This is a genomic window from Tardiphaga robiniae (genome assembly GCF_013359755.1).
In the GTDB taxonomy this organism is placed as follows: domain Bacteria; phylum Pseudomonadota; class Alphaproteobacteria; order Rhizobiales; family Xanthobacteraceae; genus Tardiphaga; species Tardiphaga robiniae.
Genome location: NZ_JABMCJ010000038.1, coordinates 1 through 611 on the forward strand (window position 1 = coordinate 1; position 611 = coordinate 611).

Annotated in this window: 1 protein-coding gene; it reads right to left on the reverse strand. The window is 62.7% G+C overall.

Features of this window, described 5'->3' with window-relative positions; all coding sequences use genetic code 11:
• Positions 1–611: EF-Tu/IF-2/RF-3 family GTPase (locus HP556_RS00205; RefSeq protein WP_246297217.1), on the reverse strand; the 611-nt coding region annotated here is incomplete at both ends.

Genomic DNA, 611 nt, shown 5'->3' on the forward strand with positions numbered 1-611 from the left:
ATGTAAGCCTCGGCCTTGAACTTGGTGTGCGGCTTCACCGAACCCGGCTTGCACAGCACCTGGCCGCGCTCGACGTCTTCACGCTTGGTGCCGCGCAGCAGAGCGCCGATGTTGTCGCCGGCCTGGCCCTGATCGAGCAGCTTGCGGAACATTTCAACGCCGGTGCAGATCGTCTTCTGCGTGGCGCGGATGCCGACGATTTCGATTTCCTCGCCGACCTTGACGATGCCGCGCTCGACGCGGCCGGTCACGACCGTACCACGGCCCGAGATCGAGAACACGTCTTCCACCGGCATCAGGAACGGCTGGTCAACCGGACGCTCCGGCTGCGGGATGTAGCTGTCGACATTCTTCATCAGTTCGAGAATGGCGTCGTGACCGAGCTTCTGGTCCGAATTTTCGAGAGCGGCCAGCGCCGAACCCTTGATGATCGGAATGTCATCGCCCGGGAAGTCGTACTTCGAGAGCAATTCGCGGACTTCCATTTCCACGAGCTCGAGCAGTTCCGGATCGTCGACCATGTCGCACTTGTTCAGGAACACGACCAGCGCGGGAACGCCGACCTGGCGGGCGAGCAGGATGTGCTCGCGGGTCTGCGGCATCGGGCCGTC